Genomic DNA, 23,947 nt, shown 5'->3' with positions numbered 1-23,947 from the left:
ATAAATGCCCGCGCCTAGGCTCCAGCCATCCCACGATGTGTCTGGAGGCCGTGATGGCCGGTTCTTGCGAAAACGTCCCCCTGCCTGCGGCCGCTTTGGCGCGCGCTGACGCACGGGCAACGTCCCCCGTTACGTCCTCCCTGATGCCTGCAGTCTTCCTCGCGCTGGGGACGGCTGCCATCGGCACCGAGGGCTTCATGATCGCGCCGCTGCTGCCGACTATTGCGGCGGATCTCGGCATGAGCCTGTCGGCCACCGCGACCCTCGTTGTGGTCTTCACCCTGATGATGGCGGTGTCATCGCCCATCACCACCGTGGCGACGGCCGGCCTTGGGCGGCGCAGCGCGCTGCTGCTTGCCATGGGCCTGTTCACGGCGGCGAACCTCGCCGCAGCCTTCTCGTCCTCCTTCGCGGCGCTGCTCATCGCGCGCATGGCCATGGCTGTCGCCTCCGGCCTCTACGTGCCTGGCGCCAATGCACTGGCGGGCGTGATCGCGGCGCCGGAGAAGCGGGGGCGGGCGCTGGCCATCGTCAGCGGCGGTATGACCCTCGCCATCGCCCTCGGCCTGCCGCTCGGGTCGGTGGTGGGGCACGCCTTCGGCTGGCGGGCGACTTTCCTCGGTGTCGCCGCCATGGGGCTCGTCGCCATCGGCGGCATCCTTCTCGGCATTCGCAGGGATGCGGGATCGAACGTGGCGGTGGCGAGCCTGTCGGAGCGTCTGGGCGTGGTCCGCCAGCCGGCGGTGCTCGGCCTGCTCGGCGTCACGCTGTTCTGGTCGGTCGGGGCCTTCGTCGCCTATCCCTACATCGCGCCCTATCTCGCCGAGGTGCTGGGTTTCGGCCCCGCCGGCATCAGCGCCAGCGTGTCCGCCTGGGGGGTCGCGGCGGCTGTGGGCGTCACCGTGGGTGGCAGCCTCAACGACCGGCTCGGCTCGCGCCGGGTGGTGGTGGGCTCCCTCGTGGTGCTCTGGCTCTCCTTCCTGACGCTGGCGCTCGCGACGCGGCTTCCCCCGCAGCTCGCCCTCGTGCCGGTGCTGGCCGGCGTGGTGGGGTGGGGCTTCAGCGTGTGGTCCTTCTATCCGGCACAGCTGGCGCGGCTCATCGGGGCCGGGCCGGCGGCGCAGGCGCCGGTCGCCCTCGCGCTGAACACCTCCACCATGTATCTTGGTTTTTCCCTCGGCTCGGCCATCGGTGCCGGCCTCGTTGCCGGCGGGCTCATCTGGGCCATTGGCGCCACCGCAGCGGCGTCCGAGATCATCGCCCTCGTGCTCGATCGGCGCCGCGCAAACGTGTCCTGAATTGCCGCTTCTTCGACATTCAAGACATGGCGCACGACGCCTAGGCTCCCTCTGTCTCGCACCAACGACCGGGGATCGGCCATGAACACGGAACGGAACAAGGGCATCGCGCTGATCACCGGCGCCTCTGGTGGCATCGGCGCCATCTATGCGGAGCGGCTGGCGTGCCGCGGCTACGACCTCATCCTCGTCGCCCGCAATGCGGTGCGGCTGGAGGCGGTGGCGGCGCGCATCGGGAGCGCGACCGGCCGCACGGTGCAGACCATCACCGCCGACCTCACCGCCGCCGCCGACCTCCACCGCATCGAGGCGCTGCTGCGCGACGACGCCGGCATCTCCCTGCTGGTCAACAATGCCGGCTTCGGCGCCGCGACGCCGCTTCTCGACAGCAATGTCGCGCGCATGGAGGAGATGATCGCCATCAACGTCACCGCCCTGACCCGCCTGACTTACGCGGCTGCGCCGGCCTTCGTGGCGCGGGGCGGGGGCACCATCATCAACATCTCCTCCATCGTGGCGCTGGCGCCGGAGGTGCTGAACGGCGTCTATGGGGCGAGCAAGGCCTATGTGCTGGCGCTCACCCAGTCGCTCCAGCACGAACTGGGGGCGCGCGGCCTGCGCGTGCAGGCGGTGCTGCCGGGGGCGACGGCCACCGAGTTCTGGAACATCCCCGGCGTCGGTGGCCACGCGAACCTGCCGAAGGAGATCGTGATGTCCGCCGAGGAGATGGTGGACGCCGCACTCGCGGGCCTCGATGCCGGCGAGATCGTCACCATCCCGGCCCTGCAGGACGGCGGCGAATGGCTGGCCTATGAGGCGGCCCGCCGCGCCATGGCCCAGCATCTGGGCGGCTCCGCCCCGGCCCCGCGCTATCGCGCCGCCTGATGCGGCGCGGCGCCACGGGGCGCGTGCAGTTCTAAGCTGTGCGCTGCGGTGCTGCGGTCTGGCCTCAGCTGGAAAAACCGGCTTCACTCTCCGGCCACGGCAACGCACAGATCCCACGGCCGGAGCGGGTGGATACAATGGGCCAGGCGCAAGAGGCAGCTCCTGTCGAGACAGACCAGACCCAGATCACCTGTTCGCGCACCTTCGCCGCGTGGCTGGCGCAGCACCGGGTGAGCCTCGCCTTCTCCTCCTACCAGAGCGGGCAGCTCTTTCTCGTCGGCCAGTTCGGCAACGACAACCTCTCCTTCCACCAGCGCAATTTCGTGCGGGCCATGGGGCTCGCCCCGCGCGGCGACGAGCTTTATCTCGCCTCGCTGAACCAGATCTGGCGCTTCGCCAACGTGCTCGGCCCGGACGAGCGGGCGAACGGGCATTTCGACCGCCTCTACGTGCCGCGCACGGCGTTCGTCACCGGCGACGTGGACGCCCACGAGATCGCGGTGGAGGCGAGCGGACGCATCGTGTTCGTGAACACCAAGTTCAGCTGCCTCGCCACGATCAGCCACCGCCACTCCTTCAAGCCGGTGTGGAAGCCGAAATTCATCTCCCGCCTCGCCGCCGAGGATCGCTGCCACCTCAACGGCCTCGCGCTGGAGGACGGCCGGGTGCGCTACGTGACGGCGGTCTCCGCCACCGACGTGGTGGACGGCTGGCGCGAGCATCGGGTCGGCGGGGGCCTGCTCATCCGGGTGGACGACCACGAGGTCATCGCCGACGGCTTCTCCATGCCCCATTCGCCGCGCGTCCATGGCGGGTGGATCTGGATGCTGGATTCCGCGCGGGGCTATCTGGTGCGCGTCGATCCCTTGACCGGCGCCAAGGAGGATGTCGCCTTCTGCCCGGGCTTCCTGCGCGGCCTTTCCATCCACGCCGGGCACGCGGTGGTGACGCTCTCTCTGCCGCGGCACCTGTCGTTCAATGGCATGCCCATCGATGACGAGATCGCGCGCCGCGGCGGCACCCCCTGGTGCGGCGTCCAGATCATCAAGCTCGCCACCGGCGATGTGGTGGAATGGATCCGCCTGGAAGGCGCCATCCGCGAGCTGTTCGACGTGGCCGTCCTCCCCGGCACCACCTGCCCCATGGCCGCCCCGGAGAGTGGGGCGGACCTTTCGAGCCTGCTGACGATTGAAGCGCCGGATGGGGTGCTAGATTCCGGCAATCGTCATTGAACGCAGCTCCGCTTAGCCGATGGTGGGGTTTTTATATCCACTGGCTTTCATAGATGGTCCGGCGCAAGGTGCGTTGCGCCAGTCTCGCCCATTCTTCTAGTTGTTCTTCATAGGCTTCGGGATTTTGTAGTATGGCTTCGTCGTCTTCAGGCGTTGCCACGTGAACCCATGTGTTGCGATACTTTCGTAGCTTGTGAATGTCGTCGCGAAGCCCTTGTTCGATAGGGGCGCTGTCAACCAAATCCGCAAGGCGAATGCGCTTCCCGCCTGCATATTCGGCGCGAAGATAGGTTTCGATTGCGGCGGTAGCAGCTATGACGGTTGCGAGGTTCGCGCCGCCGACGAAAGCATAATCGCAATCGCGGACGATGAAGGCGCACCATTCCGACATTGTTGCGCCGCCTTTCAACAGTTCGTCGTCAAGCGCGGTGATGAAAGCCCATTTCGCTTCTTCGCTCAAATCCGCTTCCTCATGCGAAGCCACCATCGGCAACTTATTGTGGGCATATATGGTCAGGGCGCCGGAATGCCAACCTTAAAGGCGTAATCGTCCAATTCACAATCATTGAAAATGTACTATTTGCCTTCATGTACGGGAAATTATTTTGGAAATACGCCAGTTTCCCATGCTAAAAATTGCGACAACTTTATAAATCTGGATTGTGCAAGCTTATTGTAAAGTTATCACCCGACGTTTATTCAAAATTTATCGGACTATATTGTTAAATATTAGTTGTCGACTGCGTTATTGACTGTGAAAATATCAATTCATTGTTTTTCTATTTTGATTTAATTTTCGATACGTATTCACGGCGCAATAGTATCTATAAGCACAGCTTCGCCGAAGCACACGACAGTTAATTGCATTTTCGTGATCGGCTTCGGCGCATCTGACGCCCGCATAAACCCGTTTCGTCCATCTGATTTCCGGCAGTAGATCGCTAGTAGGTTTTTCGAAATCAGAAATTCATAAATAAAATCAATGTGAAATGGCGGAAGGGCAGGGATTCGAACCCTGGGTGAGGTCACCCCCACGGCGGTTTTCAAGACCGCTGCCTTAAACCACTCGGCCACCCTTCCAGGCCCGCTCGCGGGGCGGACGCTTGATGGTCCCATCTAGAGCAGGTGCGCGGGCGCGTCGAGAGGGGGCGGCGCGGGAGGCGGGGGCGGGGCGCGCGAGACCGACTGCGGGGCGCCGGATGGGGCTGTTCAAGGTATCATGATGGGCGGCAATATTGCCGTTTGTTAACCATAGCCGCAGCTGCGCCCCATTTTTGCCGTCATTGGACCCCCTGTTGACGGAATCTGCCGGGGTCCATGCTGATCGCGGCACGGTGCGTTCTGTCTCTGCCGGCGGCAGCAAAAGCGGGGAACCGGGCACGGATGATGACGGGATCGGCGAGGACGCAGCGGAACAGGATCGGTCACCTCATGCGCGCCGTCACCGGCGCGGGGGCAGCGCCATCCATCCGGGGCGTGCGGACCGTTGCGGTTCTCTCCTCCCTGATCGCCATCGCCGGCTGCGGCTCGGTCGAATCCCTCGGCAGCAAGATCGATCCCATCTGGGGCGTCTCCACCAGCCCGCGCGTGGTCGCGGAGGGGGATCCGGTGCCGCGCGGCGGCGGCAACTACAAGGTGGGCAAGCCCTACACCATCGGCGGGCGCACCTATGTGCCGGCCGAGAACCCCAATTACATAGCCGAGGGCACGGCCTCCTGGTACGGCAAGGATTTCCACGGCCGCAAGACCGCCAATGGCGAGATCTTCGACATGGGCTCCATCTCCGCCGCCCACAAGACGCTGCCCATGCCGTCCTATGTGCGGGTGACGAACCTGTCCAATGATCGCTCCATCGTGGTGCGCATCAACAATCGCGGGCCCTATGTGGGCGATCGCCTGATCGACGTGTCCTACAAGACGGCAGAGCTGCTCGGCTTCGCCCAGAAGGGCATGACCAAGGTCCGCGTGCAGTATCTCGGCCGCGCGCCGCTGGATGATGACGACGACATCAAGCTCGCCTCCACCCTGCGCACCGACGGCACCCCGGCGGACCTGATCGAGGGCTCGCCCGTGCGCGTCGCTTCCGCAAAGCCGTTCGTGCCGGAAGGCCCGCCGCTGCGTCGTGTCGCCGCTTCGGCCCCGCCGTCGGACGAGGCGCCGGTGCCGCCGTCGCGGCCCTATGATCTCGGCCAGACCAGCGGTTCGGGCCAGGTGGTGGCCAGCGCGGGTTGGTCGCAGGGCGCCGCGCCCGTCTCCGGCCTCGGCTTTGCCGGGGTGCCGGGAGAGCGCTGAGTTTCCGAACGCTGAGTCTCCGGGCGTTGATCCGGCTCGGCGCACACCCGAGCTGAAGATATCCCCCCAACTCGATTCCCCAAGGGCTTTACCCGGAGCCGGCGCTTCGCGATGATCCGGCCGAATGGGACGTCGTGCCCCGAAGCCGCGCCGCGGCAGGGAGCGGCGCCTTCCGCGTGCCGTATCCGGTGGAGCCAGATGCCCGTGTCCTCCCGCTTCGCCTCCCGTCTTGTTCGCGCTCTCGCTTTTCCGGCCATCGCGCTGGCTGTGGTCGGCGTACTGACCACGCCCCGTCCCGCCGCCGCCCAGCCGGCGCAGGGCTTCCAGACCTCCGTTCCCTCCGCCGTGCTGATCGATTTCGAGACCGGCACGATTCTCTACGAGAAGGACGCCGACAAGCGCTTCGCCCCCGGCACGCTGGTGAAGGTGATGACGGCGGATGTCGTCTTCTCCCAGCTCAAGGCCGGCAAGATCGCCCTCGATACGCCCTTCGTTGTGAGCGTGAACGCCTGGAAGCGCGGCGGCGGTCCCTCCGGCGGGGCGGCCATGTTCGCCGAGGTGAACAAGCCGGCCCCCGTGGGCGAGCTACTCGCTGGCGCGCTGGTGGTCTCGGGCAATGACGCGGCCATCGCCCTGGCCGAGGGCGTCGCCAACACCGAGAGCGAGTTTTCCCAGATGATGAATGCCGAGGCGAAGGCCATCGGCATGGCGAATTCCGAGTTCCACAACGCCACGGGCTTCGCCGATCCCGGCCAGGTGTCCACGGCCCGCGACCTCGGCCTGCTCGCCGCCCATGTCATCCGCACCTATCCCACGTACTACCCCGTCTTCGCCCGCCCCAACATCGAGTGGAGCCGCATCAAGCAGCGCAATCGCAACGTGCTGCTGGACGCGGGCATCGGCGCCGATGGCCTTCAGGTAGGCTGGGTGAAGGATGTGGGCTACCACGCCCTCGGCTCGGCGGTGCAGAACGGCCAGCGCCTCATCGTCGCCACCCTCGGCGCGAAGAGCGAGAAGGAGCGGCTGGAAGAGACGCGCAAGCTGCTGGAATGGGGCTTCCAGTCCTTCCGCCAGCGCCAGATCTTCACGGCGGATCAGGAGATCGGCCGCGCGCAGGTGTTCGGCGGCACGCAAGGCTCGGTCGGGCTCGTGGCGAAGGGGGCGGTTTCCATCCTCACGCCGCGTTCGGGCAACGAGCGCGTCACTGCCAAGGTGGTCTACACCGGGCCGCTGCGCGCACCGGTGGCGAAGGGCACGGAGGTAGGCCGCATGCAGGTCACGCGCGGACAGGTGAAGGCGCTGGAAATTCCGCTCTACACCGCCGAGGACGTGCCCGTGGGCTCGCTGACGGATCGCGCCCTCGATGGCGGCATGACGCTGATGGGCGATGGCGTGCGCGATCTCTTCAAGAAGGTGCTGGCGAAGGTCGGCAAATGAGCGGGCGTTTCATCACCCTCGAAGGCGGGGAGGGCACCGGAAAGTCCACCCAGGCGCGGCGGCTGGCGCAGCATCTGCGCGGCCTCGGGCTCGACGTGGTGGAGACGCGCGAACCCGGCGGTACGCCCGGTGCGGAGGCGCTGCGCCATGTCATCCTCTCCGGCGCGGCCGAGCCGCTCGGGCCTGCGGCGGAGGCGCTGCTGTTCGCCGCTGCGCGGGCCGACCATGTGGCCGGCCTGATCGCGCCTTCGCTGGCGGCGGACAAGATCGTGGTGTGCGACCGCTTCATCGATTCCACCCGCGTCTATCAGGGGGCGGTCGGCGCCGTGGACGCGAGCCTTCTTGATTCCCTTGAGGCGCTTTCGGTTGGCACCGTGCGCCCGGACCTCACCCTCGTGCTGGACGTGCCGCCGGAGATCGGCCTGGCCCGCGCCGCGCGACGCGCGGCGGGCGCGGCGGCGGACCGGTTCGAGAAAGAGGGCGGCGATTATCACGCAGCGGTGCGCGCCGCCTTCCTTGCGCGGGCACAGGCGGAGCCGGCGCGCTGCGCCCTCATCGATGCCTCGGCCGCTGCCGATGCGGTCGCCGCCGCCATCGCCGACGTGGTGGCGGCCCGCCTCGGGCTGGGCGCCCAAGACCTCGCAGGCGCCCAAGACCTCGCAGGTGCCCAAGCGATCGCGGGCGCGGGCGCATGAGCACGGAGATCGCCGGCGACGTTCTGCCGGGTGCGCCGCATCCGCGTGAGCAGGACCGCCTGTTCGGCCATGCGGCGGTGGAGGCCGACCTGCTCGGCGACTTCCGCGCCGGGCGCCTGCCCCATGCCTTGCTCATCGGCGGGCCGGAGGGCATCGGCAAGGCGACGCTCGCCTATCGCCTCGCACGCGTGGTGCTGGCCGGCGGCCCGGAACCGGGCGCCCATGATTTGAGCCTGTCGCCGAGCCATCCGGTGTTCCGGCAGGTGGCCTCCATGAGCCATCCCGACATGCTGGTGCTGCGCCGGGCACCGGAGGCGGGGGAGGAGAAGATCCCCACCATCATCCCGGCCGAGATGGTGCGCCGGGTGCGCAGCTTCTTCGGCGCCACGGCGGCGGCCGGCGGCTGGCGGGTGTGCATCGTCGATGCGGTGGACGAACTGAACGCCTTCGGCGCCAATGCCTTGCTGAAGACGCTGGAGGAGCCGCCGCCGCGCGCGCTGTTCCTGCTCATCACCCACGCCCCCGGCAAGGTGCTGGCCACCATCCGCTCGCGCTCGCGCCTGCTGCGGCTGCGGGCGCTGGGAGAGGGCGACGTGCTGGCGGCGCTGGACCATCTCTCCACCGAGATCGGCGACCTCAACGCCGCCGAGCTTCCGGCCGCCGCGCAGGCCTCCGGCGGCAGCGTGCGGCGCGCTTTGACGCTGGCGCGGGGGGAGGGGATGGAGGTGCGCCTCGCCACCCTCAAGGCGCTGGATCAGCTGCCCCGTCCTCGCCCGGAAGACCTGCACGCGCTGGGCACACGGCTTCAGGGCGACCGGGCCGACGGGCTCGATCTCTTCGTCGAGGCGGTGAGCGACTATGTGGCCGCGCAGGCCACGCACGCGGACGTGCCCCGCCATCGCCTTGTCCGCCTCGGCGAGGTGTGGGAGAAGGTGCGGCGCAGCGCGACCGAGGCGGATGTCTTCAATCTCGATCGCAAGGCGCTGGTGTTCCGCATCTTTGCCGATCTGGCCGAGGCCGTGCGCTGAAGCTGCCGCAAGCTGAAGCCGCAGTCCCGGGGGTCGGGGAAATCGTCCGAGCCTTCCGATGTCCGTCAAGCCGCCGTTCTACATCACCACCGCCATCTCCTACCCCAATGGCGTGCCCCACATGGGCCATGCCTACGAGGCGATCGCGACCGACTGCATGGCGCGGTTCAAGCGGCTCGACGGCTATGACGTGCGCTTCCTCACCGGTACGGACGAACACGGAATCAAGATGCTGCAGACCGCGCAGCGCGCCGGCGTGACCACCCGCGAGCTGCTCAAGCGAAACGTTCCCCGCTTCCAGGCGATGGTGGAGACCTTCAACCTCTCCAACGACGACTTCATCCGCACCACGGAGGAGCGGCACCGCATTTCCACGCAGGCCATCTGGGAAAAGATGGCGGCGAATGGGGATATCTATAAATCCACGTATGCGGGCTGGTATTCCATCCGGGATGAAGCCTATTACGCGGAAAGTGAGACAACACTGAATGACACCGGCGTTCGGCTCGGCCCACAGGGAACGCCTGTGGAATGGGTGGAGGAGGAGAGCTACTTCTTCCGCCTCTCGGCCTATCAGGACCGACTGCTCACTTACTATGCCGAAAACCCGGGGTTTATAGCGCCTGACACCCGCCGAAACGAGGTTGTCAGTTTCGTTTCGGGGGGCCTTCAGGACCTCTCCATCTCCCGCACCACGTTCGACTGGGGCATCCCCGTTCCAGGTGATCCCAAGCACATCATGTATGTGTGGGTGGATGCGCTGACGAACTACATCACCGCGCTCGGGTATCCGAACGTGGATGGCGACTTCGCGAAGTACTGGCCGGCAGACGTGCATGTCATCGGCAAGGACATCATTCGCTTCCATGCGGTGTACTGGCCGGCATTTCTCTGGTCCGCCGGGCTGGAGGCGCCCAAGCGCGTGTTCGGCCATGGCTTTCTCTTCAACCGCGGAGAGAAGATGTCGAAGTCGGTGGGCAACGTGATCGACCCGTTCGACCTCGCGACCACCTATGGCGTTGATGCCATTAGATATTTCTTCCTGCGGGAGGTGGCGTTCGGCCAGGATGGCTCCTACAGCCACGAGGCCATCGTCAACCGCATCAACGCCGACCTCGCCAACGACCTGGGCAACCTCGCCCAGCGCTCGCTGTCGATGATCTCCAAGAATCTCAATGGCTTGGTGCCTACCCCCGGCCCCCTCTCGCCGGAGGACGAGGCCATGCTCGCCCTCGCCGGCGGGATGCTCGAAAAGAGCCGCGAGGCCATGGAAGCGCAGGCTATCCACTTGTATCTCAACGCAGTTTGGGCCGTCGTCGCGGAAGCCAACCGCTACTTCGCCGCCCAGGCCCCCTGGGCCCTGCGCAAGACCGATCCCGCCCGCATGGAGACGGTGCTATGGGTCACCTCCGAGGTGATCCGGCAGGTGGGCATCATGGTCCAGCCGGTGATGCCGGAGAGCGCCGCCAAGTTGTTGGACCTGGTGGCGATTCCCGCCGCGGAGCGGAGCTTCGACCGGCTCGCTCCGGCCTTCCGCCTGCCCGCCGGCCTGGCCCTGCCTACCCCTGTCGGCGTGTTCCCGCGCTATGTGGAGCCGGAAGCCGCCACCTGAGCCCCGGAATGGGCGGGAACCGGAAATATCTTAACCTTGCTAGGGTTTTGTAGTTTACAGCAGGCGGGGCTGGGGGAACTGGAGCGGTGGGAATGACGGGCGTGAGATGGGTTTCGGTGGCCGCGGTGGCGCTGGCACTGGCCGGCTGCTCCAGCAGCTACGACCGCGCTCCGGCGCCTTCTCCCAACTATGATCCCATCCCCCCGGCCATGCCGACTCAGATGTCCCCGCCGGTGCCGGAAGGCCCCGCCGTGCCGCGCATCGAGGTGAAGCTCGCCGGCGCCGACGCCACCCTCGTGCGCGCCCGCATCGCGACGTCACGGCGTGCCCGCCAGTACAACATCACGGTCGATCAGCCGGCCCAACTCATTGCCGAGAAACGCCTTCCGCCTGATGAGGCGATGAAGCGCACCAACGGCCAGAGCCAGGATGCCGCCTTCCGGCTGGACTACATCTTCAACACCTCGGGCGGGAACGTCACGGTGTCGCTGGAAGCCTCCATCGTCACCAATCCCGGCCGCCCCGGCGAGCGTGTGCAGCCCATCACCATGCCCGCCCCGGACGCGGACGCCCTCAAGGAAGAGATCAGCGCGGCCCAGTAGCCGCGCGACTCACTGCTGGCGCGGGGTGCCGGCGAGGCGCTCCATGGCGATGACGGTGGCGAGCGCCGCGACGGTCTTAACCGCGGCACCCGGCAGGAAGGGCAGGAAGCCCTTCTCCAGAGCGAAGACCGGCCCCATCTTCGTCGCGAGCCAGCCGGCGCCCATGACCATCAGCACGAGATGGCCGAGGGCGAGAACGCCGAACAGCGGCAGCGGGCGCAGCCGCGCCCAGGTCTCCTGAAGCCAGCCCACCAGCAGCGTCGTGACGAGAAAGCCGACGACGAAGCCGCCGGAGGTGCCGGTGAGCATGGCGAGCCCGCTCCGCCCCCCCGAGAACACCGGCAGCCCCATCAATCCGGCCAGCAGATAGATCGCGACGGTCAGCCCGCCGAATTGCCAGCCCATGAGGGCGGCAAGCGAGATGAGCACATAGCTCTGCAGCGTGATGGGCACCGGCTGGATGGGGATAGACAGCTGGGCGCTCCAGGCCAGCAGGGCTACGCCCACGACGAGCAAAGCGATCGCCCAGACGTTGGACGCATCAGCGAGGCGGGCGAGCGCAGGGCGGAGCGGGGGCTGGGTCTTGAGCATGAAGGGTCTCGCCATGGGACGAGCCGGCCGGGCCCGTATAGGCCCCCGCGATACCTTTGCCGGAGCAGTCCGGCAAGGCCCGGCCGTGCGCTGTGCGCATGGCCCGGTGCCTCGACGGGGAGGGCCGATGCGCTTATGTGAAGCGCGGAACGTCCGTGGGATCATCATGCTCGTCGACAGCCACTGCCATCTCGATTTCCCCGATTTCGCCGCCGAGCTGCCGGACGTGGTGGCGCGCGCCGAGGCGGCTGGCGTCACTCATCTCGTCACCATTTCCACGCGGGTGCGCCGCTTCAACGAGATCATCGCCATCGCCGAGCGGTTCGACAGCGTGAGCTGTTCCGTGGGGACCCACCCCCATCAGGCGGGCGAGGAAACCGATGTCACGGTGAAGGACCTGGTGGACCTCTCCCGCCATCCCAAGGTGGTGGCCATCGGCGAGGTGGGGCTGGACTATCACTACGACCTCGGCCCGCGCGAGGCGCAGGAGCACGGCTTCCGCACCCATATCGCAGCGTCGCGCGAGACCGGCCTGCCGCTGGTGATTCACGCCCGCGAGGCGGATGAGGACGTGGCCGCCATTCTCGAGGAGGAGAGCGCGAGGGGCGCCTTTCCCTTCCTGCTGCATTGCTTCACTGCCGGGCCGGACCTCGCCCGCCGGGCGCTGGCGCTGGGCGGCTACATCTCCTTCTCCGGCGTCGTGACCTTCAAGAAGAGCGAGGATCTGCGCGCCATCGCCTGCGATGTGCCGGCCGACCGCATTCTGGTGGAGACCGATTCCCCGTTCCTCGCGCCGATTCCCCATCGCGGCAAGCGCAACGAGCCCTCCTTCGTGCGCGAGACGGCGAAGGTGCTGGCCGAGGCGCGGGGCGAGCCTTTCGAAGCCTTTGCCGCCGCAACCACCCGGAATTTCTACACCTTGTTTTCTAAGGCCCGGCGCTGAACGAGGGAGGAGACGTGGTGAACCACGATCGCTACGACGACGCCTATATCCGCTCGGTCCTCTCCGAGGTGAAGACGATCGCCATCGTCGGCGCCAGCGCCAATGCGGCGCGGCCGTCCTATTTCGTGATGAAATACCTGTCCGAGCGCGGTTATCGCGTCTATCCGGTCAATCCGGGGCAGGCGGGCAAGACCGTGGTGGGACTCACCTTCGTCGCGTCGCTGAAGGATGTGCCTGAGGCCATCGACATGGTGGACGTGTTCCGCGCACCCGAGCATGTGCCCGCCGTTCTCGACGAGGTGCTGGCGCTCGATCCCCTGCCAAAGGTGTTCTGGACCCAGCTTGGCGTCCGCAACGACGAAGCCGCCGCCCGCGCCGAGGCCGCCGGTCTCAAGGTGGTGATGAACCGCTGCCCGAAGATCGAATATGGCCGCCTTTCCGGCGAGATCGGCTGGACCGGCGTCAATTCCCGCACCATCTCCGCCCGCCGCCCCCAGCGGCTGGGCAGCGGGGTGCAGCGGCTTTCCATCGCACCGCGTGGATCGAAATCAATCTAATCGGTAGAAGTACGGAATTATCTATCGAAGCCCGCCGGCATAGAAGGTTGGCACTGACGGAGAAAGCGCCCATGTCCGACGACAAGACCCCCGCCGCCCCGCACGAGCCGGGTTTCGCGACCCTCGCGATCCACGCGGGCGCCCAGCCGGACCCTACCACGGGCGCGCGGGCGACGCCGATCTACCAGACCACCTCGTTCGTGTTCGACGACGTGGATCACGCCGCCTCCCTGTTCGGCCTGCAGGCGTTCGGCAACATCTACACCCGCATCACCAACCCGACCAATGCGGTGCTGGAAGAGCGCGTCGCGGCGCTGGAGGGCGGCACGGCGGCCCTTGCTGTCGCGTCCGGCCATGCGGCCCAGCATCTGGTGTTCCACACGCTGCTGACGCCCGGTGACGAGTTCATCGCCTCGCGCAAGCTCTATGGCGGCTCGATCAACCAGTTCTCCCACGCCTTCAAGAGCTTCGGCTGGAACGTGGTGTGGGCGGACCCGGACGATGTGTCCTCGTTCGAGCGGGCGGTGACGCCGAAGACCAAGGCGATCTTCATCGAATCCATCGCCAATCCGGGCGGCGTGGTGACCGATGTCGCCGCCATCTCCGCCATCGCCAAGAAGGCGGGCGTGCCGCTCATCGTCGACAACACCCTGGCGACGCCCTACCTCTGGCAGCCCATCAAGGACGGTGCCGACATCGTCGTGCATTCGGCCACCAAGTTCCTGGGCGGCCATGGCAATTCCATCGGCGGCGTGATCGTGGATGCGGGCACGTTCGACTGGTCGGCCTCGGGCCGCTACCCCTTCCTGACCGAGCCGCGGCCGGAATATTCCGGCATGGTGCTGCACGAGACGTTCGGCAATTTCGCCTTCGCCATCGCCGCCCGCGTGCTGGGCCTGCGCGACCTCGGGCCGGCGCTGTCGCCCTTCAATGCCTTCCTGATCCTCACCGGCATCGAGACGCTCGCCCTGCGCATGCAGCGGCATAGCGAGAATGCGCTGAAGGTGGCGCAGTGGCTGGCCGCGCACCCCAAGGTTTCCTGGGTGAGCTATCCCGGCCTTGCGACCGACAAGTATCATGCCCTGGCGCAGAAATACCTGCCCAAGGGCGCCGGCGCGGTTTTCACCTTCGGCCTCAAGGGCGGCTATGAGGCGGGCGTGAAGCTGGTGTCGAACGTCGAGCTGTTCTCGCATCTCGCCAACATCGGCGACACCCGCTCGCTCATCATCCATCCCGCCTCCACGACCCATCGCCAGCTGACCGACGACGGAAAGACGGCGGCGGGGGCCGGGCCGGAGGTGGTGCGCCTGTCCATCGGCATCGAGGACGTGGCGGACATCATCGGCGACCTCGATCAGGCGCTGGCCAAAATCTGACCTGGGCTAAGATCTGATCTGGGCGAAGATCTGATCTTCGATCCGCGCGGGCTCCCAAGGGCCCGCGCGGTTTTTTTTAGAGCTATGACGTTCAGCCGGACGGACCGTCCCCGTCTCCATAGACCTCCCGCGTCAGCTCCAGCCAGGCGCGGGCGGCGTGGGAGAGGTAGCTGCCCTTTCGCCAGACGATGGCCATGTGCCATTCGGTGCCGGGCTCGGCGAGTTCCGACAAGCGCACCGCCGGCGTGCGGCGCTGGTAGGCGATGGTCTTCGGCAGGAACGCCACCCCGAGGCCCGCGCCCGCAATCTCCACGATGAAGTCGATCTGCCCGCTGCGCGCGGCGATCTGCGGCGCGAAGCCGTTGCGAGCGCAGGCGTCCTCCAGCACTTGATTGAGCGCGAATCCGCCCTCGAACAGGATGAAGGGGAAGCCCGCCAGATCGGCCATGGTCACCCGCTCCCGCCCCGCCAGAGGGTGGCTCACCGGCAGCACGGCCATCAGCGGCTCGCACCGCACGCCCTGCCCGTCGAACCCCTCCTTGGCGGGGAGCAGGGAGCCGGCCAGCTCCACCTCGCCCTCGATCAGCATTTCCTCCAGCCGCTTGGAGCCATGCTCGGTCAGCCGGATCTCGATGCCGGGATAGCGGGAGCGGAAGACGGCGAACAAGGGCGCAAACAGCGTGCTCGCCCCAAGCGGCGGTAGGCCGAGGCGCAGGCTGCCGCGCCTGAGGCCTCTCAGATCGTCCAGCTCGGCGACGAGGCCTTCGCGCTCCGCGAGCAGGGTCAATGCGCGGCGGTAGACGATCTCGCCCGCGGCGGTGAGCTGGCTGCGATGGCCGATGCGATCGAGCAGGGGAACGCCGAGTTCGTCCTCCAGCTGCTTCACGGCCTTGGAAATGGTGGGTTGGGTGGCATTGAGCACCTTGGCGGCCGGCGAGAAGCCGCCCTGCCGCACCACCTCCACGAAGGCCCTGAGCGTCCGAAGTTCCATATGATGCCTATATGGAATGCTCTTTATGCAATCAATTCATTTTCATCATGCTGCGCTGCATACTATCTTACTGGCATCGGCACTGGAGGTGCCAGCCATGTCCCAGAATCGCTCTGCCCCCAATCACTTGCTTCGTACCGTCCGCCTCGCGCTGCATCGCAACATGATTGCTCAACTCGCCGTGCTCGCCGGTTTTTGGATGGCGGGAGAGGGGGTGGTGCGGCTGGTTAAGCTGCCGGTGCCGGGTGGCATCGTGGGGATGGTGGTGGTGCTGGCGCTTCTGGCGAGCGGCTGGCTGCGTCCGGCCAGCGTGCGGCGTGGGGCGTCCTGGCTGCTGGCGGAGATGCTGCTGTTCTTCGTGCCCGCCGTCATGGCCGTGCTGGATCACAAGGAACTCATCGGCCTCGATGGACTGAAGATCGCCGCGGTGATCCTGCTCGGCACGGTCACGGTCATGGGTGGCACCGCGCTCGCCGTCGATCTGTGCTGGCGCTGGACCCAGCGTCTGTCGGGGGAGGCGCGCCATGTGGATGCATAACCCCCTGTTTGCCGCACTGTTCTGGTCGGCCGTCACCATCGGCTCGTATCTTGCGGCGCGGGCCATCGGCCGGCGCTGGCGGTTCTGGTGGACCTCGCCGCTGTTGCTGACGCCCATCGGCGTCGGTGCCGTGGCACTCAGCCTGCACGCCGGCTACGGCGAGTACATCGCCGGCACCCGCTGGCTGCTGCTGATGATGGGGCCGGCGACGGTCGCCTTCGCCATTCCCATCTATGAGCAGCGCGCGCTCATCCGTCGCTACTGGCCGGTGCTGCTGGTCGGCGTCGCGGTGGGGAGCACCCTCGCCATGGGGACGGCGCTGGCCCTCGCGCATCTTCTGGGACTGAGCGATTCCATCGGCCTCAGCCTGATGCCGCGGTCGACCTCCACTCCCTTCGCGATGGCGGTTTCCAGCGACATCGGCGGCGTGCCGGACCTCACCGCCGTGTTCGTCATCCTTACCGGCATCTGCGGTGCGGCGCTGGGCGAGGTGGTGCTGAAGGTGATGCCGCTGCGCTCTTCGCTGGCCCGCGGCGCCCTGTTCGGCATGGGCGCCCACGGTGCCGGCGTTGCCCGGGCGCACCAGATCGGCGGGGAGGAAGGCTCCATCGCCGGTCTCGTGATGGTGCTGGCAGGCCTGTTCAACGTGATGATCGCGCCGATCGTGGCGGCGCTGGTCTAGGCGGCCGCGGTCACGGCCTTGGCGGCCTCGGGCGCACCGAGGCCGCTCACATGCACCACGGCGAAGATCAGGACGATGGTCGCCCCGAACTGATGCGCCAAAGCGATATCGATGGGCACCTGGTGGATCAGCGTCAGGATGCCCAGCGTCGCCTGCGCCGTCACCAGAGCGAACAGAATCCATGCCCGCCTTGCCGCCCGCCCGTCGCCCCGCATGGCATCGAGCGCGTGGACAAGCGCCAGCGCCCACAGAGCGTAGGCCACCATGCGGTGATCGAATTGCACCGTCAGCGCATTCTCGAACAGGTTGCGCCAGAACGGCGACATGGCGCCGAGCTGTTCGGCGGCGGGAATGAAGTGGCCGTCCATGAGCGGCCAGCTGTTGTAGGCCATGCCGGCGTCGAGCCCGGCCACCAGTCCCCCGGCGAAGATCTGCACCAGCACGAGGGCCACCAGCACGCGCGCCGTCAGCCGCGCGCGGCCAGTCACCGCCTGCCGCCCCTCGCCGGCGAGCGATCGCGCGACGGCGACGATGGCGGCGAGGATGATGCAGGCGAGGGTGAGATGGACTGCGAGGCGATATTGGCTGACGGAGACCCGCTCCGTGAGCCCCGACGCCACCATCCACCAGCCGACGGCACCCTGCAGCCCGCCGAGGGCGAACAGCCCGAGGCACTTCGCCAGCAGCGATCCGCGCAGCACGCCGCGGAAGGCGAAATAGAGAAAGGGCAGCAGGAAAGCGAAGCCGATGACCCGGCCGAGCAGCCGGTGGCCCCATTCCCACCAATAAATGCGCTTGAACGCCTCCAGCCCCATGCCCTTGTTGAGGATCTCGTACTGGGGAATGGCCTTGTAGCGGTCGAACTCCGCCTGCCAGTCGCCCTGCGACATGGGGGGCAGGGCGCCGGTGACAGGCTTCCATTCCGTGATGGAGAGGCCGGATTCGGTGAGGCGCGTCGCGCCGCCCACCACCACCATGGCAACGATCAGTGCCGCGACGAAATAGAGCCAGAGGCGGACGGCCTTGATCCCGGGGCGGGGACGGTCGGCGATCAGGGTAACGGCTTCGGCGTGCGACATGTGATCTCGACTCCGCGTGCGCGGTCTTGCTGCGTGGCCCCTCCGGATCGATCCGTTATAGAGAGCCTGTGTGCCGCGCAAGGGAGCGGGTGCCGCATGCCGCTTCGGCACGCCAGCAGCCCCTGCGGCCAGGGAGTGATCGCGAATGCCCCAACGCCTGCGCAAGCTTATCGGTACGGTCCTGATGCTGGTGCTGGTCGTCGTCTGGGCGCTGATGGCCATGGCGTTGGCTCAGGGCCGGGTCACCGAGCTGCACTGGGCACTTCAGACCGTCTGCTACGTGCTTCTGGGAAGCCTGTGGGTTCTCCCGGCGGCTCTCATCATTCGCTGGATGGAGCGTCCGGACAAAAAATGAGGTTACACAGTCTCTTGCGCCCGTTTCTTTAGGTTTCAGGCGAGCATTCGCCCTGCCTGTTTGAGGGCGAAACGCAAAAAAGCCCGGCGGGGCCGGGCCTTTGTCGCGCGATAGCGAAGGTTGGATCAGGCCGCGCCGGCGAGCCGTTCGGGCATTTGCGGCGGATCGATTTCCTGGGCATCAAGGGATGGCACGGCGAGGTGATCCTCGCTCTCCGGCGCCTCTTCCACGGTCCGGCGGGAGGCGAGGCAGAGCATCACCACTCGGCCGAATTTCTTCTCCGCGAGGGCGTCGAACGTTTCGACGGCGGCTGTCGGCGGTGCATCGTCGGCATTCAGGCAGACGACGAGCGGATCAAGCCCGGCGATGCGGCGACCGCCGCGGGCCGCCGACAGGCTGGGGGCGGCGACCACCACGTAATCGTAGGTCCGCTTGAGGGCTTCCAGCACCAAAGCGAGCCGCTCGGCGCCCACCACAGCAGAGCCGGAGAGCACGTCCCGGCCAGGCGGGATCACGTGGGCCCGGGAGCGGGCGTCCCGATGGATGGTCTCGCCGAAGCCTGCGACGCCGAACAGGAGTTCGCTCATGCCCGGCGCCCATGGGTCCGACACGAGGGCGGCAAGGCTCTCGGCGCTGCCATCCAACGCCACCAGAGCCACCCCGGCATCCTCCGACAGGCGACGGGCCAGGGAGACCGCGCAGGTGGCGGAGGCCTCGGGCAGGTCGTCGGAGGTCAGTAGAACCAGGCGCGTCGACCCGCGCGAGGTCGCGAGATGGGCGGCGAGGCGCGCGACCGCCGCATCCGCATCGAGGCCGGCGCCCTCCGGGCCGCCGATCCAGGTGATGCGGTGGCTGTCATTGAGTTCGACCGGAAGAACGGCGCCATCCACCACGCCTTCGGCTTCTGCCGGGCGGTTCACGGTGCGTCGCGCAATGACCAGCAGGGCGGCAACGGCCGCGAGCAACCCGAGGGCGAGTGGCCCGGGCGGCTGGGGCACGAAAGAGGCACGCCCGGCCTCGCCCCGGCGTGCCGCCGGCAGCAGGGAAGGCTCCTCCTGCGCCTCGCGCGTGGCGCGATCGAGGGAGAGGAATGCGGAGACGTAGGCGTCTGCCGCCCGCACGGCGAGGCCGGGCGTCGCAGCGGTGACGGTAAGGCGCAACGCGCGCCCACCCTGGGCCGGCGATACCTCCAGATTTTCCATGAGGCGCCACGCGGCGGCGACACTCTCGGAGCGTCCTTCGGTGCCTGCGCGGGTCATGCCCAGCCATCCCGTCAAGCCACCGGCGGCGATGCGGCGCACGTCATCATCCGGCAGTTGGCGCACGGCGTCATAGGCCAATTCCCTCGAGCCCAGCATCTGCGCCACGCCGCGCATGGCGCCAGCGGGCGGCTGGGTGCCCACTTCGAACGCGAGGGTGGTGGTGGCGCAGAAGCGCAGCGGCAGGAAGCTGGCGAGTGCGATGAGGGCGAAGACGATCCACGCGGCCTGCCAGATGCCCGGGCGCCACGCCAGCCGCGCACGCCGAAGCCCGACATCGGGCCCCGCCGTGTCGGTCTGCGTCATTCCAAGGTGCGTCGTCTCCAGCTGAGACATGCGCGGCCCTCCCGCGATTCGGACGCAAGACGCGCCAGTCTCACCCAGAGAGCCAGATCATGGTTTATGGAGTGTAAACGGCGTCACAGGCCGAGCCGCCGGCGTCGTTCGCCCCTGAGGCCGGGCGCGACGAAGCCGAGGTCCGTCACGCCCTTGGCAATGCTGCGGGTCGAGAGGCCGAGCGACAGAGCAAGCATGGCTGCGGCTCCGAGCGTCGGCAGCAGGCCTGCGTGGCTGCACAGTGCTGCCAACGCCGGCGCGTTCCCGGATGCGGCGCAGATCGTCTCCGCCAGCCGGTCGAAAATGGCAAGCGCGGCCACCGTGTTCGGCAACGCAAGGATGAAGGCGGCGATTGCCAGTCCATGCCGGCGCGTCAGAACGAGATCGATCGCCTTCACTGCGACTGTCAGGGCCAGAAGGACGATGCCTGCCGCAAGTGCGAAGGCCGCGGGCGTGGCGGGAATTGGCGGTGCAAACGGAGCCGCGGCCATAGGGCCGACCACGGCGAGGATCAGCACGTTGAGCTTCAGCCCTTCCGGGAACTTGCAGGCGAACACGCGCGCATTGCCCCGTTCGATCAGATCGATGACGGCGCAGGCCACGAGGCCGGCGGTGAACCCGCCGAGATGTGCCCCCCAGTCAACGCCCCGCGTGCTCAACGACAAGGTGATGTTGAGGCCGATGTTGATGATGAAGAAGCTCGCCCCAAGCTCGACCTTTCCGAGTATCCAGAGGCAGAACAGCGCACCCAGCACCCCCGAGACCGCGCCTGATGCGCCCACCGACAGATAGGGGCCGTGGTGCGTGGCGAGGCTGACAAACCCGCCTGCGAGCAGTGCGATGGCGTAGATCACGATGAAATAAGTGGCACCCACCCGGCGCTCGAGATGACCGCCCCACAGGGCAAGGCACAGCATGTTCGTGAACAGATGCATGGGGTTCGCATGGAGGAAGCCATGCGCCACGAGCCGCCAGTATTCGCCGCGCGGCAGCACCAAAGGATAGAGCGCGCCGGCCTGCCACAAATCCCGCCCGGCAGGTGCGGCGGCACCCGTGCGCAGAGTCATCATGCCGAAGACGGCGACATTTAAGGCGATCAGCAGATAGGTGGCGGCGTGAGGCTGTTCGAAAAAGCCTTGCTTCTGCCCTTGCATCTGTGTCCCTCCGCTTCGGAAATTGCGTCGCCGAAGCGGAGCCGCAGCAGGTGTCTACCTGTCTTCCCACACGGCTGCACGCTTGGCGAGTACCGCCGAGATGCCTTCGTCCGCATCGCGCGCCAGCATGTTCTCCGCCATGACGCGCGAGGCGTAGGTATAGGCGTCGTCGAGGCCCAGCTCGACCTGCGCGTAGAAGGCGGCCTTGCCGAGCTTCACCGGCACCTGTGACTTGTCCGCGATCTTGCGGGCGAGGGCCTGCGCTGTAGCAAGAGCGTCGCCGGCCGGCTCAACGCGGTTGACGAGGCCCATGCGCAGGGCGTCGTCCGCCTCGGTCCAGTCGCCGAGCAGAAGCATCTCCATGGCGTGCTTGCGCGAGAGGTTGCGCGAGAGCGCCACCATGGGCGTGTGGCAGAACAGGCCGATATTGACGCCCGGCGTGCAGAAGCGCGCCTTGTCTCCAGCGACCGCGAGGTCGCAGCTCGCCACCAGCTGGCAACCGGCCGCCGTCGCCATGCCCTCGACCGCCGCGATCACCGGTTGGGGCAGGCGGACGATGGCCGTCATCAGCGTGGCGCAGCGCTTCAGCACATCCTCGAAATAGGCGCGTCCGCGGTCCGGGTCGGAGCGATGGGACTGGATCTCCTTCAGATCATGCCCTGCGGAATAGACAGGCCCTTCCGCCGCCAGCACCACCGCGCGGGCAGACGAATCCGCCGCGACCTCGGCCAGCGCCGTCGTGAGCGCCGCCATCATCGCCTCGGACAGGGAATTGCGCTGCGCCGGCCGCGACAGGGTGAGCGTCACCACGCCCGCATCGTCGGAGCGGGAGACCGGGGCAGGGAGCGGGGCATTCACGGCGGCGGCAGTTGCGGGCACGGTATTTCCCTTGGTGTTTCCGGATTTGACGTTCCGGCCGCTATCCTATTCACAAGCGTCGGCCGGCGCGAGCCGGGGCAGGGAAGGGGAATGGACGGGATGACTGCGGCGCGCGATGCGGTGATGACGGTGAAGGATCTGGAGACCTTCCTCGCGGCGGAGTTCCCGCAAGCCTTCGGCCCGGGCCGCGCGCACCATGTGGAGCGCGTGGGCCTGAAGACCGCGACGGTGCGGCTGGATGCCGATGAGAGCCATCTGCGCCCGGGCGGCACCATTTCCGGTCCGGCCATGATGGCGCTGGCAGATGTGGCGGTCTATGTGGCGCTCCTGGCGCAGATCGGGCCAGTCGCGCTCGCGGTCACGACGAATCTCTCCATCAATTTCCTGCGCAAGCCGGCCCCGGGGCCGCTCTTCGGCGACGCCCGCATCATCAAGCTGGGTAAGCGTCTCGCGGTTGGGGAGGTGGGCATTCGGGGGCCGGGGGACGACGAACTGGTCGCTCATTGCGTCGCCACCTATTCGATCCCGGATCGGCCGAAGGGCTGATCGACGTCAAGGCAATGCGAAAACGCGGTAATTTTGACGGTGTTATTGCACCATTTTTATAACCGTTTGTTTTCGCATGTGTTTTGGCATCCCGAATGCGTTGACGTGCGCGCTGTGCTCCTCTAGAAGCACCCCATCGTCGGACGCCGTTCGGTCCTCATGGGCTGGGCCGTCCGACTTCTCATTCGGAATGATCCCATGACGACGTATTCGGCCAAGCCCGCCGAAATCGAGAAGAAGTGGGTGGTGATCGACGCCAGCGGCCTTGTTGTCGGCCGGCTCGCGACCATCATCGCCATGCGCCTGAAGGGCAAGCACCTGCCCATCTACACCCCCCACGTGGATTGCGGCGACAACGTCGTCGTGGTCAACGCCGAGAAGGCGGTGTTCACGGGCCGCAAGAAGGACCAGAAGGTCTACTACCATCACACCGGCTATGCGGGCGGCATCAAGGAACGCACCGCGAAGTTCATTCTCGAGGGCCGCTTCCCGGAGCGCGTCATTGAGAAGGCGGTGGAGCGCATGCTCGCCCGCGGCCCGCTCGGCCGCAAGATCATGGGCAACCTGCGCGTCTACAAGGGCCCTGCCCACCCGCACGAGGCCCAGCAGCCGGTCGCCCTCGACGTGGCGGCTCTCAACCGCAAGAACGTGAGGAACTGACATGGCCGAGGTTCTCCAGTCCCTCGACGCTCTCGGCGCAGCGACCGTCTCGGCCCAGCCCGAAGCTCCCGTTCATGTCCAGAAGCTGGACAAGTTCGGCCGCGCCTATGCCACCGGCAAGCGCAAGGACGCCGTGGCCCGCGTGTGGGTTCGCCCCGGCACCGGCAAGATCACCGTCAATGACCGGGACATCGAGGTGTATTTCGCCCGTCCCGTGCTGCGCCTGATGATCAACCAGCCGTTCCAGGTCGCCGCCCGCGAAGGCCAGTACGACGTGGTCGCCACCGTCTCCGGCGGCGGTCTGTCCGGCCAGGCCGGCGCGCTGCGTCACGGCCTCTCCAAGGCGCTCACCTATTACGAGCCCGAGCTGCGCAGCCCCCTCAAGAAGGGCGGCTTCCTGACCCGCGACAGCCGCGTTGTCGAGCGCAAGAAGTACGGCCGCGCCAAGGCCCGCCGTTCGTTCCAGTTCTCGAAGCGCTGATCGCTTCGGTTCACGGTTCGATGTTTTTCGAGAGCGGCGGGGCCAGTCCCCGCCGCTTTCTTTTTGGCCTCATGGTCCCGGTTCAGTCGAACCACTCGTCCTCCGGGTCGAAGGCGGGGATCGGGATGTTCAGGATGCGCAGGCGGCCGATGGCGCGATGCCGGCAGCCCGGCTTGATGAAGATGGACGTGAGCGGCGAGACCGGCACGCGCTCGCCGTCGAGCTCCATCTCCCCTTCGCCTTCGAGGATCACGTAAATCTCGGTCATGTGCTTATGGTAGTGCACCCGCGCATCCTCGGTGATGTCGGTGAGGTGCACGGTCGCCAGTCTGTTGTCGTCCGTCCCGAATGCACGGCGTGCGAAACCGCAGGGGCAGGGCACGGCCGGGATCTCGTCCAGGCGAGAGATCATGTAGTTCGGCGCGGCGGTCATTGGCGG

Annotated in this window: 26 protein-coding genes and 1 tRNA gene; 18 read left to right on the top strand and 9 right to left on the bottom strand. The window is 67.1% G+C overall.

Features of this window, described 5'->3' with window-relative positions:
• The first annotated feature begins 143 nt into the window (after positions 1–143).
• The 3 genes from XAN126_RS0113605 to XAN126_RS0113595 all read left to right on the top strand — a co-directional run bounded on the left by XAN126_RS0113605 (position 144) and on the right by XAN126_RS0113595 (position 3,415).
• Positions 144–1,298: an MFS transporter gene (locus tag XAN126_RS0113605; RefSeq protein ID WP_024279137.1), complete on the top strand. Its 1,155-nt coding sequence runs from the start codon at positions 144–146 to the stop codon at positions 1,296–1,298.
• Between the two features lie 81 nt (positions 1,299–1,379).
• Positions 1,380–2,183: an SDR family oxidoreductase gene (locus XAN126_RS0113600; RefSeq protein WP_024279136.1), complete on the top strand. Its 804-nt coding sequence runs from the start codon at positions 1,380–1,382 to the stop codon at positions 2,181–2,183.
• A 137-nt stretch (positions 2,184–2,320) separates the two neighbouring features.
• A complete protein-coding gene (locus XAN126_RS0113595) occupies positions 2,321–3,415 on the top strand; it encodes a TIGR03032 family protein (RefSeq protein ID WP_024279135.1) in 1,095 nt (364 codons plus the stop codon).
• Between the two features lie 31 nt (positions 3,416–3,446).
• Here XAN126_RS0113595 and XAN126_RS0113590 read toward each other — a convergent pair whose 3' ends face one another.
• A complete protein-coding gene (locus XAN126_RS0113590; RefSeq protein WP_024279134.1) occupies positions 3,447–3,875 on the bottom strand; it encodes a hypothetical protein in 429 nt (142 codons plus the stop codon).
• Between the two features lie 530 nt (positions 3,876–4,405).
• Positions 4,406–4,495, bottom strand: a tRNA-Ser gene (locus tag XAN126_RS0113585).
• A gap of 351 nt (positions 4,496–4,846) precedes the next feature.
• On the opposite strand from XAN126_RS0113585, the gene XAN126_RS0113580 reads away from it, so the two are divergent.
• The 6 genes from XAN126_RS0113580 to XAN126_RS0113555 all read left to right on the top strand — a co-directional run bounded on the left by XAN126_RS0113580 (position 4,847) and on the right by XAN126_RS0113555 (position 11,081).
• Entirely contained in the window at positions 4,847–5,707 is an 861-nt protein-coding gene (locus XAN126_RS0113580) for a septal ring lytic transglycosylase RlpA family protein (RefSeq protein ID WP_081762636.1), read from the top strand.
• A 198-nt stretch (positions 5,708–5,905) separates the two neighbouring features.
• On the top strand, positions 5,906–7,144 hold the full coding sequence (locus XAN126_RS0113575) for a D-alanyl-D-alanine carboxypeptidase family protein (protein ID WP_038225174.1): 1,239 nt from the start codon (positions 5,906–5,908) through the stop codon (positions 7,142–7,144).
• Entirely contained in the window at positions 7,141–7,839 is a 699-nt protein-coding gene (gene tmk, locus XAN126_RS0113570) for a dTMP kinase (protein ID WP_024279131.1), read from the top strand. The genes XAN126_RS0113575 and tmk overlap by 4 nt, the downstream gene beginning before the upstream one ends.
• Entirely contained in the window at positions 7,836–8,867 is a 1,032-nt protein-coding gene (locus XAN126_RS0113565) for a DNA polymerase III subunit delta' (RefSeq protein ID WP_024279130.1), read from the top strand. Before tmk ends, XAN126_RS0113565 begins: the two co-directional genes overlap by 4 nt.
• Positions 8,868–8,925: 58 nt before the next feature.
• A complete protein-coding gene (gene metG, locus XAN126_RS0113560; RefSeq protein WP_024279129.1) occupies positions 8,926–10,479 on the top strand; it encodes a methionine--tRNA ligase in 1,554 nt (517 codons plus the stop codon).
• Positions 10,480–10,571: 92 nt separating this feature from the next.
• Complete coding sequence (locus XAN126_RS0113555) at positions 10,572–11,081, top strand: hypothetical protein (protein ID WP_024279128.1); 510 nt, start codon at positions 10,572–10,574, stop codon at positions 11,079–11,081.
• A 9-nt stretch (positions 11,082–11,090) separates the two neighbouring features.
• Here XAN126_RS0113555 and XAN126_RS0113550 read toward each other — a convergent pair whose 3' ends face one another.
• Positions 11,091–11,687, bottom strand: coding sequence for a biotin transporter BioY (locus XAN126_RS0113550; protein ID WP_197024037.1), 597 nt, complete (start codon positions 11,685–11,687; stop codon positions 11,091–11,093).
• A 151-nt stretch (positions 11,688–11,838) separates the two neighbouring features.
• Here XAN126_RS0113550 and XAN126_RS0113545 point away from each other — a divergent pair, with 151 nt between their 5' ends.
• The 3 genes from XAN126_RS0113545 (at position 11,839) to XAN126_RS0113535 (ending at position 14,548) form a co-directional block, all read left to right on the top strand.
• Positions 11,839–12,615 carry a TatD family hydrolase gene (locus XAN126_RS0113545; RefSeq protein ID WP_024279126.1) on the top strand — a complete coding sequence of 259 codons (777 nt, stop codon included), beginning with the start codon at positions 11,839–11,841 and terminating at the stop codon, positions 12,613–12,615.
• A gap of 17 nt (positions 12,616–12,632) precedes the next feature.
• A complete protein-coding gene (locus XAN126_RS0113540) occupies positions 12,633–13,172 on the top strand; it encodes a CoA-binding protein (protein WP_024279125.1) in 540 nt (179 codons plus the stop codon).
• A gap of 71 nt (positions 13,173–13,243) precedes the next feature.
• Positions 13,244–14,548 carry an O-acetylhomoserine aminocarboxypropyltransferase gene (locus XAN126_RS0113535; RefSeq protein WP_024279124.1) on the top strand — a complete coding sequence of 435 codons (1,305 nt, stop codon included), beginning with the start codon at positions 13,244–13,246 and terminating at the stop codon, positions 14,546–14,548.
• Positions 14,549–14,639: 91 nt separating this feature from the next.
• Here the strand turns inward: XAN126_RS0113535 and XAN126_RS0113530 are convergent, their stop codons facing one another.
• A complete protein-coding gene (locus XAN126_RS0113530; protein ID WP_024279123.1) occupies positions 14,640–15,539 on the bottom strand; it encodes a LysR family transcriptional regulator in 900 nt (299 codons plus the stop codon).
• A gap of 97 nt (positions 15,540–15,636) precedes the next feature.
• On the opposite strand from XAN126_RS0113530, the gene XAN126_RS0113525 reads away from it, so the two are divergent.
• Positions 15,637–16,077 (top strand): CidA/LrgA family protein, encoded by a 441-nt coding sequence (locus XAN126_RS0113525; protein ID WP_024279122.1) that lies wholly within the window; start codon positions 15,637–15,639, stop codon positions 16,075–16,077.
• A complete protein-coding gene (locus XAN126_RS0113520) occupies positions 16,064–16,759 on the top strand; it encodes an LrgB family protein (protein WP_024279121.1) in 696 nt (231 codons plus the stop codon). Before XAN126_RS0113525 ends, XAN126_RS0113520 begins: the two co-directional genes overlap by 14 nt.
• Here XAN126_RS0113520 and XAN126_RS0113515 read toward each other — a convergent pair.
• Positions 16,756–17,838 carry a COX15/CtaA family protein gene (locus tag XAN126_RS0113515; RefSeq protein ID WP_024279120.1) on the bottom strand — a complete coding sequence of 361 codons (1,083 nt, stop codon included), beginning with the start codon at positions 17,836–17,838 and terminating at the stop codon, positions 16,756–16,758. The two genes, XAN126_RS0113520 and XAN126_RS0113515, sit on opposite strands and share 4 nt — an antisense overlap.
• 145 nt (positions 17,839–17,983) lie before the next feature.
• On the opposite strand from XAN126_RS0113515, the gene XAN126_RS0113510 reads away from it, so the two are divergent.
• Complete coding sequence (locus XAN126_RS0113510) at positions 17,984–18,193, top strand: DUF2842 domain-containing protein (protein ID WP_024279119.1); 210 nt, start codon at positions 17,984–17,986, stop codon at positions 18,191–18,193.
• A 125-nt stretch (positions 18,194–18,318) separates the two neighbouring features.
• On the opposite strand, the gene XAN126_RS27195 is transcribed toward XAN126_RS0113510, so the two are convergent.
• The 3 genes from XAN126_RS27195 to XAN126_RS0113495 all read right to left on the bottom strand — a co-directional run bounded on the left by XAN126_RS27195 (position 18,319) and on the right by XAN126_RS0113495 (position 21,821).
• Positions 18,319–19,788 (bottom strand): hypothetical protein, encoded by a 1,470-nt coding sequence (locus XAN126_RS27195; RefSeq protein ID WP_155982307.1) that lies wholly within the window; start codon positions 19,786–19,788, stop codon positions 18,319–18,321.
• 83 nt (positions 19,789–19,871) lie between these two features.
• The gene (locus XAN126_RS0113500) at positions 19,872–20,942 is read right to left on the bottom strand and encodes a rhomboid family intramembrane serine protease (RefSeq protein ID WP_024279117.1); all 1,071 of its coding nucleotides are present in this window, start codon (positions 20,940–20,942) and stop codon (positions 19,872–19,874) included.
• 54 nt (positions 20,943–20,996) lie between these two features.
• On the bottom strand, positions 20,997–21,821 hold the full coding sequence (locus XAN126_RS0113495) for an enoyl-CoA hydratase (protein ID WP_029877155.1): 825 nt from the start codon (positions 21,819–21,821) through the stop codon (positions 20,997–20,999).
• Between the two features lie 99 nt (positions 21,822–21,920).
• Here XAN126_RS0113495 and XAN126_RS0113490 point away from each other — a divergent pair, with 99 nt between their 5' ends.
• The 3 genes from XAN126_RS0113490 to rpsI all read left to right on the top strand — a co-directional run bounded on the left by XAN126_RS0113490 (position 21,921) and on the right by rpsI (position 23,508).
• Complete coding sequence (locus XAN126_RS0113490) at positions 21,921–22,367, top strand: PaaI family thioesterase (RefSeq protein ID WP_024279115.1); 447 nt, start codon at positions 21,921–21,923, stop codon at positions 22,365–22,367.
• A 198-nt stretch (positions 22,368–22,565) separates the two neighbouring features.
• The gene (gene rplM / locus XAN126_RS0113485) at positions 22,566–23,027 is read left to right on the top strand and encodes a 50S ribosomal protein L13 (RefSeq protein ID WP_024279114.1); all 462 of its coding nucleotides are present in this window, start codon (positions 22,566–22,568) and stop codon (positions 23,025–23,027) included.
• A gap of 1 nt (position 23,028) precedes the next feature.
• Positions 23,029–23,508, top strand: coding sequence for a 30S ribosomal protein S9 (rpsI, locus tag XAN126_RS0113480; RefSeq protein WP_038193505.1), 480 nt, complete (start codon positions 23,029–23,031; stop codon positions 23,506–23,508).
• Between the two features lie 82 nt (positions 23,509–23,590).
• Here rpsI and XAN126_RS0113475 read toward each other — a convergent pair whose 3' ends face one another.
• A complete protein-coding gene (locus tag XAN126_RS0113475) occupies positions 23,591–23,941 on the bottom strand; it encodes a cupin domain-containing protein (RefSeq protein WP_024279112.1) in 351 nt (116 codons plus the stop codon).
• Between the last annotated feature and the right edge of the window lie 6 nt (positions 23,942–23,947).

This window comes from Xanthobacter sp. 126, from assembly GCF_000526175.1.
Classification (GTDB): Bacteria; Pseudomonadota; Alphaproteobacteria; order Rhizobiales; family Xanthobacteraceae; genus Xanthobacter; species Xanthobacter aminoxidans.
This window is presented reverse-complemented; position numbering and strand designations above follow the sequence as displayed.

What these genes read in the sequence shown, in the direction of transcription:
- XAN126_RS0113575 (WP_038225174.1), top strand. Translation starts at nt 5,906, where the DNA reads ATGCCCGTGTCCTCCCGCTTCGCCTCCCGTCTTGTTCGCGCTCTCGCT.
- rplM (WP_024279114.1), top strand. Translation starts at nt 22,566, where the DNA reads ATGACGACGTATTCGGCCAAGCCCGCCGAAATCGAGAAGAAGTGGGTG.
- XAN126_RS0113600 (WP_024279136.1), top strand. Translation starts at nt 1,380, where the DNA reads ATGAACACGGAACGGAACAAGGGCATCGCGCTGATCACCGGCGCCTCT.
- XAN126_RS0113520 (WP_024279121.1), top strand. Translation starts at nt 16,064, where the DNA reads ATGTGGATGCATAACCCCCTGTTTGCCGCACTGTTCTGGTCGGCCGTC.
- rpsI (WP_038193505.1), top strand. Translation starts at nt 23,029, where the DNA reads ATGGCCGAGGTTCTCCAGTCCCTCGACGCTCTCGGCGCAGCGACCGTC.
- XAN126_RS0113565 (WP_024279130.1), top strand. Translation starts at nt 7,836, where the DNA reads ATGAGCACGGAGATCGCCGGCGACGTTCTGCCGGGTGCGCCGCATCCG.
- metG (WP_024279129.1), top strand. Translation starts at nt 8,926, where the DNA reads ATGTCCGTCAAGCCGCCGTTCTACATCACCACCGCCATCTCCTACCCC.
- XAN126_RS0113595 (WP_024279135.1), top strand. Translation starts at nt 2,321, where the DNA reads ATGGGCCAGGCGCAAGAGGCAGCTCCTGTCGAGACAGACCAGACCCAG.
- XAN126_RS0113510 (WP_024279119.1), top strand. Translation starts at nt 17,984, where the DNA reads ATGCCCCAACGCCTGCGCAAGCTTATCGGTACGGTCCTGATGCTGGTG.
- XAN126_RS0113550 (WP_197024037.1), bottom strand. Translation starts at nt 11,687, where the DNA reads ATGGCGAGACCCTTCATGCTCAAGACCCAGCCCCCGCTCCGCCCTGCG.
- XAN126_RS0113490 (WP_024279115.1), top strand. Translation starts at nt 21,921, where the DNA reads ATGACTGCGGCGCGCGATGCGGTGATGACGGTGAAGGATCTGGAGACC.
- XAN126_RS27195 (WP_155982307.1), bottom strand. Translation starts at nt 19,788, where the DNA reads ATGTCTCAGCTGGAGACGACGCACCTTGGAATGACGCAGACCGACACG.
- XAN126_RS0113605 (WP_024279137.1), top strand. Translation starts at nt 144, where the DNA reads ATGCCTGCAGTCTTCCTCGCGCTGGGGACGGCTGCCATCGGCACCGAG.
- XAN126_RS0113530 (WP_024279123.1), bottom strand. Translation starts at nt 15,539, where the DNA reads ATGGAACTTCGGACGCTCAGGGCCTTCGTGGAGGTGGTGCGGCAGGGC.
- XAN126_RS0113545 (WP_024279126.1), top strand. Translation starts at nt 11,839, where the DNA reads ATGCTCGTCGACAGCCACTGCCATCTCGATTTCCCCGATTTCGCCGCC.
- XAN126_RS0113535 (WP_024279124.1), top strand. Translation starts at nt 13,244, where the DNA reads ATGTCCGACGACAAGACCCCCGCCGCCCCGCACGAGCCGGGTTTCGCG.
- XAN126_RS0113500 (WP_024279117.1), bottom strand. Translation starts at nt 20,942, where the DNA reads ATGCAAGGGCAGAAGCAAGGCTTTTTCGAACAGCCTCACGCCGCCACC.
- XAN126_RS0113515 (WP_024279120.1), bottom strand. Translation starts at nt 17,838, where the DNA reads ATGTCGCACGCCGAAGCCGTTACCCTGATCGCCGACCGTCCCCGCCCC.
- XAN126_RS0113475 (WP_024279112.1), bottom strand. Translation starts at nt 23,941, where the DNA reads ATGACCGCCGCGCCGAACTACATGATCTCTCGCCTGGACGAGATCCCG.
- XAN126_RS0113555 (WP_024279128.1), top strand. Translation starts at nt 10,572, where the DNA reads ATGACGGGCGTGAGATGGGTTTCGGTGGCCGCGGTGGCGCTGGCACTG.
- tmk (WP_024279131.1), top strand. Translation starts at nt 7,141, where the DNA reads ATGAGCGGGCGTTTCATCACCCTCGAAGGCGGGGAGGGCACCGGAAAG.
- XAN126_RS0113525 (WP_024279122.1), top strand. Translation starts at nt 15,637, where the DNA reads ATGTCCCAGAATCGCTCTGCCCCCAATCACTTGCTTCGTACCGTCCGC.
- XAN126_RS0113580 (WP_081762636.1), top strand. Translation starts at nt 4,847, where the DNA reads ATGCGCGCCGTCACCGGCGCGGGGGCAGCGCCATCCATCCGGGGCGTG.